Here is a 9,799-nt window from a genome sequence, read left to right on the forward strand (position 1 = left end):
CCACAGAGCTGATGACATACCACCTACTAAAAACTGCCCCGCGGCGATTAGACATTGCTCTAATCGCCGCGGGGCAGTTTTTAGTAGGTGGTATGTCATCAGCTCTGTGGTGCGTGATAGATTTCTTCAAAAGGCTGGACGACGACGAAGCCATTTCCGGAGAATTTCATTTGTACGGATTCTCCGCTGCCCCTCCCAAAAAAGCTTTTCAACTGTACATCGGTGACAAAATCAGGTTCCAAATTGCCTGACCATGCGACAGTCGCGTTTGGATCGGTGAATACCGGCGTATCCGGCGTGACGAGCAATGTGAGCGGCTCGTAATGGGAGGTGAAGGCGACGAGGCCTTGGCCTTCAAGACGCACATTGAACAGTCCGCCCGCCATCATGCCGGCGACGCGGCGCATCAATTTGATGTCCCAGTCGAGTCCGTCCTGAAATGCCAGCAGATCGTTGCCGTTGATGAAAATGCTTTCGCCTTCAAGGTCTAAGATGGTGATTTTCTTGCCGCTGTCCGCCACATAAAGTTTGCCTTGGCCGCTTGCTTTCATCAATTGGGCGCCTTCTCCGCTGAGCGCTTTTTTGACGAATTTCCCAAGACCGTGCTCAAGCATGCCTTCGCGCTCGAATTTGATATTGCCTTCATAGGAAATCATCGAGCCGGCCTTTGCCCACACTTGGCCGTTTAAGTTCACTTCGAGCAAGCGGTCTGTTTCGAGTTCGAAAAAGTCGCGTGCACTTTCTTCCTGTTTGGTTTGCTGGACAAATTGCTTGATGGAATACTTCGACATGAACGATTCCTCCTTTAACTAGATACTATAGTATACGAACAGTTGGCAAAATCGTTTCATTTCAATCGGCAAGTTTTTAATTGCGTGAAGGCAGGCGATTGAAAAGCAATTAGGTTTCATCTAGGATATTCATTGATTTTCAAAAAAAGAAGGAGTAAACTGACGTAGAATGAATGTTCATTCCGCAATAGAGAGGAGAGATTTTTCAGATGCCGACACCTACTACTAAACGAGACGATGTGCTTAGCAGCGCCTTGACTTTGTTTGCCGAACGCGGATTTGATGCGACGACCATTCCGATGATTGCCAACGATGCAAAAGTCGGGGCCGGAACGATTTACCGCTATTTCGACAATAAGGAAATGCTTGTGAACACTTTGTTTCAACATTATGTAACGCTGTTCCGGGAGGCGCTGGAAAAAGACTATCCCGTGGAAGCGGACATTCGTGAGCAATTTCATCATTTATTTCAAGGGATGATCCGTTTTACGAACGAGCACGATCATGCTTTGTATTTCATTAAAACTCATACATCCGCTTATTTTCTGGACGCAAACAGCCGCGAGCAGTTTAGCGACTTGCTGATGATCTTCGAGACGTTTTTCGAAGAAGGAAAGAAGCATAACGACATCCGCCAGCTGCCATCCAAGGCTTTGATTGCACTTATTTTTGGTAGTTTTCTTCAGCTCTACCAATTGGTCCGGGCAGGCGAACTTGAAGCGACCGAAGAATTATTGACAGGCGTTGAAGAAAGCTGCTGGGACGCTGTGCGTCATCATTCGTGATGATGCCAGTTTTTTTCTTATTTCAAAGGAATGAATATTCATTCCGCTTTTAATTTTACAGAAGAGGTGCTAATCCATGATCGAAATGAAAAATCTTCCACAACCGAAAACTTACGGCCCGCTAGGCAATTTGCCGTTGATCGATAAAGAAAAGCCGGTACAGTCGTTTATGAAACAAGCCCGTGAACTCGGGCCCATCTACCAATTCCATTTTCCGGGACGCGCTAGCACATTCGTGTCGAGTGCGGAACTGGCAGCTGAAATTTGCGATGAGACACGCTTTGATAAAAAGATCGGGCCGGCTCTCCAAAAAGTCCGCGCATTCGGCGGAGACGGTTTGTTCACGAGCGGAACCGAAGAACCGAACTGGAAGAAAGCCCATAATATTTTGTTGCCGAGTTTCAGCCAGCAAGCGATGAAAGGCTATCACGAGAAAATGATCGACCTCGCGTCGCAATTGGTGCAAAAGTGGGCGCGGCTCAACCCAAACGAGGAAATCGATGTGCCGGATGACATGACGCGTTTGACGCTCGATACGATCGGCTTGTGCGGATTCAATTACCGCTTCAACAGCTTTTACCGGGAGGATTCCCATCCGTTTATCGAGAAGATGGTGCGGGCTTTGGATGAATCGATGAGCCAAACACAGCGTCTTGGCATCCAGGACAAATTGATGGTGCGCTCGAAGCAGCAATTCAAGGAAGATATCGATTATATGTTCAATCTGGTCGACCAATTGATTGCAGAACGTAAACAAGCGGGGGACCAAGGGGAAGACGACTTACTGGGACATATGCTGAAAGGCAAAGATCCAGAAACCGGCGAGTCCTTGGATGATGAAAACATTCGCTTCCAGATCATTACGTTCTTGATTGCGGGGCACGAAACGACGAGCGGCTTGTTGTCATTCGCGATCCAGTATCTATTGAAGCATCCGGACAAATTGCAAAAAGCGTATGCAGAAGTGGATGAAGTGCTTGGCGATGCAACGCCTTCGTTCAAACAAGTGAAGCAATTGAAATACGTGCGCATGATCTTGAACGAAGCTCTGCGTTTGTGGCCGACTGCACCGGCATTCTCCGTCTATGCGAAAGAAGATACGACGCTTGCCGGCAAGTACGAAGTGGAAAAAGGCGAAGCGTTCACTTTACTCATCCCTGAACTCCACCGCGACACGAGCGTTTGGGGGCAAGATGCTGAGGAGTTCCGTCCGGAGCGTTTTGAAGACATGACCAAAATCCCACATCATGCGTTCAAGCCGTTCGGCAATGGCCAGCGCGCCTGCATCGGCCAGCAATTTGCGCTGCATGAAGCAGTGCTTGTGCTCGGCATGGTACTGCAGCATTTCGAATTGATCGACCACACCGATTACCAATTAGACGTCAAAGAAACTTTGACCTTTAAGCCTGAGGGATTGACGATGAAAGTGAAGCCGAGACGAAAAGTGCAGATGTTCCAAGCACCTGTCGCGGAAGAACCCGAACCAGCGCAAGAACAGCAGCAAGCAATCGATTCACACGGCACACCGCTCCTCGTGCTATACGGATCCAATCTCGGAACTGCACAAGGCGTCGCGCGAGAACTGGCGGAAACAGCGCGCTTTAAAGGCTTTGACTCAAAAGCTGCTGCCTTGGATGACTATGCTGGGGACTTGCCGGCTGAAGGGGCAGTCGTGATCGTATCAGCCTCATATAACGGCAACCCGCCGGACAACGCAGTGCGCTTTATGGAATGGCTCGAAACGGACAGCGAGTTGCAAGGCGTTAACTATAGTGTCTTCGGCTGTGGCGACCGCAACTGGGCGACGACTTATCAGCGAGTGCCGGGCATCATCGATGAACAATTATCAGCAAATGGTGCTACACGGCTTATCGAACGCGGCGAGGGCGACGCCAGCGAAGACTTTGACGGCGAACTCGAAAAATGGCAGCAAGCTTTGTGGCCGGCATTAGCTGAGAGATTCGGGCTCGATTTAGAAACAACTGCACAAGCGAGCAATCAATTGTCGATGGAGTTCATCAGCGGCGTCAGCCATACGCCGGTTGCTCGTGCATACGATGCCTTTACGGCAGTCATCTCAAGCAATGAAGAGCTATTGAATACACAAGAGCGCAGCACACGCCATATTGAAATCGACTTGCCTGAAGGGGCCGTGTACCAAGAAGGCGACCATCTCGGCGTATTGCCGGAGAATTCGAAAGAGCTGGTGGAACGTGTCTTGAATCGTTTTGGTTTGAAAGGCGAAAACTATGTCGTGCTCGAGGGCAGTTCAGGGCGGTCCAATCATTTGCCGACGGGACAGCCGGTGCAACTCGCCCAATTGCTCACAAGCTACGTGGAATTACAGGAACCAGCAACGCGCGCACAACTCCGCGAACTCGCCAAAAGCAATCCATGTCCGCCGCATAAGGCAGAACTTGAAGGATTGGTGGAAGATGAGACGTACAAACGCGAAGTGCTTGCGAAGCGTTTGACGATGCTTGAACTGCTCGAGCGCTTTATGTCATGCGAGATGGAATTCGAAAACTTCCTGGCCTTATTGCCGGCATTGAAAGCCCGCTATTACTCGATTTCGAGCTCGCCGCGTGCATCAGAACAAGCGAGCATCACGGTTAGCGTTGTTAAAGGCGCTGCGTGGAGCGGCACTGGGGAATACGAAGGTGTCGCGTCCAATTATTTGGCGAAGCGCGAGACGGGTGATCAACTCGCCTGCTTTATCCGTACGCCACAAACGGCCTTCCAATTGCCGGAGAATCCTGAGACGCCGCTCGTCATGGTCGGTCCGGGAACAGGCATTGCGCCTTTCCGCGGCTTTATCCAAGCGCGTCATGCCTTGAAAGAACAAGGTGCGACTCTTGGCGCAGCGCAGCTTTATTTCGGCTGCCGCCACGCACAAGAAGATTTCTTATATGAAGAAGAATTGAAGCAAGCCGAGCAGCTTGGCTTGATCGAATTGCACAGCGCCTTCTCGAGACAACAACAAGAGAAAGTCTATGTGCAGCATTTAATTGAACAAAACGCACAGGATATCCTTGAACTGTTGGAACAGGGCGGACATCTGTATATTTGCGGAGATGGCGGCAAGATGGCGCCAGCCGTTGAAGAAACCATCGTCCTTAGCTATCAGGAACTGCGAGGCGTGACGCATGAACAAGCGCTGGCGTGGCTCAGTGAACTTGAACAATCCGGCCGTTTTGCGAAAGACGTCTGGTCGGCTTCTTGAAAATATAGACAGCTAAACAACAATCACATATAGAGAACGCCATTTTCCATGAAATCAATCGATTCGGAAGGTGGCGTTTTCGTGTTTATGGGTAAAGAGAAGTATGGATCATTCAGCGGAACGGAGGGGAAGACTCATGAATATCGGAATTATTGGAACGGGCAATATCGCTGCGTATTTGCTGGAACAGGTGAATGCCAATTACATGGCTGATGGCCGGGTCACAGCCATTTTTGGCCGCAACCGGGAAGTGGGGAGCCGTTTGAAAAAAAGGTTTGATATTGATTTTCATACGGACCTAGAGGAGTTTTTGAAGAAACCGTTCGATGTGGTCGTGGAGGCTGTTACGGTAGATGCGGCAGGGCTTTTTTTGAAAGATGTCATCGTCCACAAGAAAGACCTCATCGTCAGTAGCATCGGCGTTTTTAAAGACACTGCTTTCTTAAACGAAATGAAGGAATTGGCAAAGAAGAATGGCACGGAGATCTTTTTGCCATCCGGAGCAATCGGCGGTTTAGACATATTGCAATCGGCCAAAGCACTCGGTGGATTGGAGCACGTCCAGATCACGACAAGAAAATCGCCTGAATCACTCGGTATGGAATCAGACATTGAGCAAACGATATTCGATGGCTCTGCCAATGAAGCAGTCGAACAATTCCCGAAGAATATCAATGTCGCGCTGGTGCTCGCGATTGCGGGAATCGGGGCAGAGAAAACCAAGGTGCGCATCATCGTCGACCCAGCCATTAAACAGAATACCCATACCATCGAAGCGCGTGGGGATTTCGGGAACATGCGGCTTCAAGTCGAAAATAATCCGATGCAGACAAACCCGAAGACAAGTTTGCTCGCTGCCTTAAGTATTCTTGCGGTATTGCAGAATAAAGGAAACGCGCTTCGGATCGGAAACTGATTGGCGAGATTGAAAATATTGAGAACTATTATGCGTCAACGCGAAAAACAAGCAAGGCCCTATTTTTCTGGAGGGTCTGCTTGTTTTTTTGAATAGCCACAGCCATTTCTGTCGATGGATCGAAGAACGCTGTGGAGGGAGCAGACCTTTCGTCTAATGAATCCACAGTGCATTAGATTGCAAAAAATGGTGCTCGTGGAACTGTCTTTTTCGCCATCATTTCGTATCGAGCTAGTGCTCTCAGCCCTCGCAATTAGGGCTCGAATAGTTTAAAAGTATCAGCAATATCAGTATTTTAGAAAAATACATGTTATATTGGTAGGAGGAAGAAAGTGATTCCTCGATAGGTGTTTTCGTGTGTTCCCTGTTGCTAGTGTCGCTTTCCTGTTTAGAAAACGAATCAGTCTATACATTTTCAATGCATTGCGAAAACTCCCGAATTCAGTAGCCATAAGGGTTTTTTTGCATGTCACCTGCATATTTATCGCGTTCTAATCCGTTTTGTGTCGGCGGGGATGGGAAAGCCCCCACTGATTGGAGTTTCTCTTTTCCGGAAGAGCTTAATGGGCATTAAAGCTATCCTATCGAACAAGGCCTAATTTCAGTTGTTGTTTTCTGGCCATAGAAGGGAGGTGTTTCAATGGAAAATTGGGCCCGGTTTCTTGAGGTGAATGCACCTCGTATTCTAGAGTTGACAATTGACCATGCCATACTCGTTTCATTGGCACTTGCCGTTGCATTATTGATCGGAATTCCGCTCGGCATTTACTTAACTACGAACCAATACCTTGCAGACACAGTTCTTCAAATCGCTTCTATTACATTGACGATTCCGAGCATTGCACTTTTTGGGGTAATGATTCCGATTTTTTCCTTAGTCAATCAGGGGATCGGATTTGTTCCGGCTTTTGTGGCGTTGGTGTTGTATGCACAGTTGCCTATTATCCGCAATACTTATACTGGCATCAAGAACGTCAACCCGGAAATGCGTGATGCGGCAATCGGCATGGGCATGAAAACGCGTCAGCGCTTGTTGCGTGTTGAAATCCCGAATGCATTGCCAGTCATCATGGCGGGAGTCCGGACTGCGGTTGTCATGAATATCGGAATCGCTGTCATCGCGGCGTATATTGGCGCCGGCGGTCTAGGTGTCCTCATTACACAAGGCATCAGCAGAAACGATAATTACTTGATCATCAGCGGTTCTATCGCTGTAGCGATCTTGGCGATCATCGCGGATTCCATTCTTTTATTCATTCAAAAGCGTTATACGAAAAAAGTGGTAGCGGATTAACTGTAGAGAGGTGAGTATATGATTTCATTTAATCATGTAACAAAGAAGTTCGGAGAAAATATAACAGCGATCGACGATGTCGATTTCACTGTGGAAGAAGGAAAGATTGTCGTGCTGCTCGGTCCATCAGGATGCGGGAAAACGACGCTGCTCCGAATGGTCAATCGGCTGGAATCCATTACCGAAGGCGAAATCATCATCAATGGTGAAAACTCCAAGGATATGGACCCGATCGAATTGAGAAGAAAAATCGGCTATGTCATCCAAAGCAACGGGTTGTTTCCGAATATGACGATTGAAGAAAACGTCATGATCGTTCCGGACCTTCTCGGGTGGAGCAAAAAAGACAAGCGGGAACGCTTCGAGTATTTGATGAAGCTGAGCGGCTTGGACGCAAAAGATTACGGCAAGCGCTACCCGCACGAATTGTCGGGCGGCCAACAGCAGCGTATCGGCGTAGTCCGCGCACTGGCGGCCGATCCTCCGGTCATGCTGATGGATGAACCATTCGGTGCACTTGACCCGATCATCCGCGAAAAGATCCAGGACGAGTTTTTACAAATCCAGCGCGAAGTGAAGAAAACGATTCTCTTTGTCAGCCATGATATCGATGAAGCAATCAAAATGGCGGATAAAATCGTGCTCCTTCGTGACGGGAAAATCATGCAATTCGATACCCCTTCGGAAATGCTGGCGCATCCGAAACAGGAATTTGTTTCGCAGTTCTTCGGAAAAGACCGTGCCATCAAAGGCTTAAGCTTGCATACCGTTGAAAATTTGCGTGAAGTCATCGGATTAGGCCCGGTGGATGATTCGGTCCAAGATACGAAAACAATCAATGTCCATCAAGATCTACGCAATACATTGTCGATGTTGTTGAATCAAGAAGCGGATCAAGTCATCGTCAAAGATGATGCAGGCGAAAACATCGGGACAATCACAATCGATCTTGTCCAAAAATATCTGCATTTCGAAATAAAAGGGAAAGTATCCGCCTCCCAGGAAGGGTGATCCGGTGAACCGTAAAAAGTTGATAGGCAATATTGTCAGATACGCATTGTATGCAGTGGTCGCCGCATTTTTCATCTGGGCGATCTCCAATAGTTATTTTGACTACATCTTCAGTCAATCAGGAACATTTTTAGTTTTACTGAGACAGCATATTGTACTCGTACTGGTGTCTTCGTTGCTCGCTATTTTAATCGCGGTGCCGGCCGGAATCCTCATCACCCGGCCGAAATTCAAAAGAGCGGAATGGATTGTTTCCAATATCGCGAACTTGGGGCAAACCATCCCCAGCCTTGCCGTCCTCGCATTAATGATCAGTTTTTTAGGCATCGGTTTTCAAACCGCAGTTTTTGCATTGTTCATTTATTCGATTTTGCCGATCTTCAGGAATACAGTGGCAGGGATCGACTCCATTGATAAGAACATGATTGATGCGGCAAAAGGGATGGGCATGAAACCCCATCAAATCCTTTTCCGCATCGAACTTCCCAATTCAGCTTACTCCATTCTTGCAGGCATCCGGACGGCTGTCGTATTGAATATCGGGACAGCGGCTCTTGCCTATGTAGTCGGAGCAGGCGGGCTTGGCGTTTGGATATTTACCGGAATCAATTTGTTTGATAACGGCTTCCTCATTTCCGGAGCCATTCCGGTGACACTTTTGGCGATTGTGGCTGATTTTATTTTGCGTAGAGTGGAATATGCCGTAGTGCCAAAAGGATCAAGGCGTATTGAGAAAGCTTAGCGCTAGAGAATAGGAGGTATCGGAATTTGTGATTAAATCACTCAAACTCATCCCTCTGCTGATCATCACGCTGATCTTGTCGGCCTGTTCAGGCGTTGCAGGAAAAGAAGTGACTGTAGGGGGCAAAAACTTTACTGAACAATATATCTTGTCTGAGATGACGGCTTTCTTGTTAGTGGAAGAAGGATTTAAAGTCAACCAAATGAACAATCTCGGCAGTAGTGTAGTCCGTTCAGCACTCGTGAACGGCCAAGTGGATTTGATGTGGGAATACACAGGAACGGCGCTCATCACATATATGGGAGAAGAATCCATCTCCGATCCTGAAGAGGCTTTCCAAAAGGTTAAAGAGATCGACAGCGAAAATGACATCCATTGGATGAATATGTCGGAAGTGAATAACACATATGCGCTGGTGATGAGAAGCGGGCAAGCAGAAGAACTTGGCATCGAATCCATCAGTGATCTCGGGGATTACATCAACGAAAACCCAGGAGAGCTATCGATGGCATCAGATGCGGAGTTTGCAAACCGTTCAGACGGTTTGCCGGGGGTTGAAGAAACATATGGTTTTGAATTTGGGACCGGCCAAGTAAACCAAATGGATCTCGGCTTGACGCAGCGCTCGTTGAACAACGAGCAAGTGGACGTTTCCGTCGCTTTCGAAACAGATGCCACTATCAGAAGCTATGATTTAGTGGTGCTCGAAGATGACGAACAATTCTTTCCGCCATACCGTGCAGCTGTGACGATCAATCAGGAAGTGTTTGAAGAGTATCCTGAAATCGAAGAAATTACCGCCCGTTTGGCAGAAAATCTTAACAGTGACATTATGAGAGAACTGAACTACTTGGTTGACGTCGAAGGCCAGAGCGTTTCGGTAGTTGCTTATGATTGGCTCGTGGAAAATGGATTTCTGGAAGAAGAATAAGGTCGATTAGATAGAACAAAAACCGCCATTCCGAAAAGGAGTGGCGGGTTTAATCTTAACAGTGACATTATGAGAGAACTGAACTACTTGGTTGTGCTCTTGCACG

8 protein-coding genes are annotated in these 9,799 nt (G+C 47.9%); 7 read left to right on the plus strand and 1 reads right to left on the minus strand.

Annotated features, from left to right (window positions below; genetic code table 11):
* Positions 1-98: 98 nt before the first annotated feature.
* The gene (locus KTG14_RS17420) at positions 99-791 is read right to left on the minus strand and encodes an AIM24 family protein (protein WP_216972059.1); all 693 of its coding nucleotides are present in this window, start codon (positions 789-791) and stop codon (positions 99-101) included.
* Between the two features lie 209 nt (positions 792-1,000).
* Here KTG14_RS17420 and KTG14_RS17425 point away from each other — a divergent pair, with 209 nt between their 5' ends.
* The 7 genes from KTG14_RS17425 (at position 1,001) to KTG14_RS17455 (ending at position 9,693) form a co-directional block, all read left to right on the plus strand.
* Entirely contained in the window at positions 1,001-1,576 is a 576-nt protein-coding gene (locus KTG14_RS17425; protein ID WP_216972060.1) for a TetR/AcrR family transcriptional regulator, read from the plus strand.
* A 76-nt stretch (positions 1,577-1,652) separates the two neighbouring features.
* Entirely contained in the window at positions 1,653-4,799 is a 3,147-nt protein-coding gene (locus tag KTG14_RS17430; RefSeq protein ID WP_216972061.1) for a bifunctional cytochrome P450/NADPH--P450 reductase, read from the plus strand.
* 136 nt (positions 4,800-4,935) lie between these two features.
* The gene (nadX, locus tag KTG14_RS17435; protein ID WP_216972062.1) at positions 4,936-5,715 is read left to right on the plus strand and encodes an aspartate dehydrogenase; all 780 of its coding nucleotides are present in this window, start codon (positions 4,936-4,938) and stop codon (positions 5,713-5,715) included.
* Positions 5,716-6,355: 640 nt separating this feature from the next.
* A complete protein-coding gene (locus tag KTG14_RS17440; RefSeq protein ID WP_216972063.1) occupies positions 6,356-7,009 on the plus strand; it encodes an ABC transporter permease in 654 nt (217 codons plus the stop codon).
* A gap of 18 nt (positions 7,010-7,027) precedes the next feature.
* A complete protein-coding gene (locus KTG14_RS17445) occupies positions 7,028-8,020 on the plus strand; it encodes an ABC transporter ATP-binding protein (protein ID WP_216972064.1) in 993 nt (330 codons plus the stop codon).
* A gap of 4 nt (positions 8,021-8,024) precedes the next feature.
* Positions 8,025-8,762 carry an ABC transporter permease gene (locus KTG14_RS17450; RefSeq protein ID WP_216972065.1) on the plus strand — a complete coding sequence of 246 codons (738 nt, stop codon included), beginning with the start codon at positions 8,025-8,027 and terminating at the stop codon, positions 8,760-8,762.
* A gap of 28 nt (positions 8,763-8,790) precedes the next feature.
* On the plus strand, positions 8,791-9,693 hold the full coding sequence (locus KTG14_RS17455; RefSeq protein ID WP_216972066.1) for a glycine betaine ABC transporter substrate-binding protein: 903 nt from the start codon (positions 8,791-8,793) through the stop codon (positions 9,691-9,693).
* Positions 9,694-9,799: the final 106 nt, after the last annotated feature.

This window comes from Planococcus sp. CP5-4_YE, assembly GCF_019042655.1.
In the GTDB taxonomy this organism is placed as follows: domain Bacteria; phylum Bacillota; class Bacilli; order Bacillales_A; family Planococcaceae; genus Planococcus.

Coding starts and splice junctions, on each gene's coding strand:
- nadX (WP_216972062.1), top strand. CDS start 4,936: ATGAATATCGGAATTATTGGAACGGGCAATATCGCTGCGTATTTGCTG.
- KTG14_RS17440 (WP_216972063.1), top strand. CDS start 6,356: ATGGAAAATTGGGCCCGGTTTCTTGAGGTGAATGCACCTCGTATTCTA.
- KTG14_RS17425 (WP_216972060.1), top strand. CDS start 1,001: ATGCCGACACCTACTACTAAACGAGACGATGTGCTTAGCAGCGCCTTG.
- KTG14_RS17445 (WP_216972064.1), top strand. CDS start 7,028: ATGATTTCATTTAATCATGTAACAAAGAAGTTCGGAGAAAATATAACA.
- KTG14_RS17420 (WP_216972059.1), bottom strand. CDS start 791: ATGTCGAAGTATTCCATCAAGCAATTTGTCCAGCAAACCAAACAGGAA.
- KTG14_RS17430 (WP_216972061.1), top strand. CDS start 1,653: ATGATCGAAATGAAAAATCTTCCACAACCGAAAACTTACGGCCCGCTA.